The organism is Pseudoalteromonas sp. GW168-MNA-CIBAN-0100 (genome assembly GCF_040309225.1).
GTDB lineage: Bacteria > Pseudomonadota > Gammaproteobacteria > Enterobacterales > Alteromonadaceae > Pseudoalteromonas > Pseudoalteromonas arctica.
On sequence record NZ_JBEOOL010000844.1, the window covers coordinates 1 to 251 of the forward strand.

The following is a 251-nucleotide window of genomic DNA, read 5'->3' on the forward strand; positions in this document are numbered from 1 at the left end:
CAATGAAGCACAATTAAATGCCATTGCTCCTACGCATATTGAAGAAGCCATGCAAAGAGTCGCTGGCGCAAATATACAACGTGGTAATGGCCAAGAATATTTACCCGCGCTGCGCTCACCTGTTTTATCCGGCGCAGGTGCCTGTGGTGGTTTACTCACACTTGAGGATGGTATTGCACTAAGAGCAGCTGGGTTTTGTAATATAAACGAGTTGTTTGAAGCACATAGCGAAATGGCGCAGCGTATAGAGG

General features: G+C 46.6%; 1 pseudogene. It reads left to right on the top strand.

Annotation, left to right across the window (positions count from 1 at the left end):
- A pseudogene (locus tag AAEY62_RS23665) lies at window positions 1-251 on the top strand (TonB-dependent receptor); the annotation flags it as partial.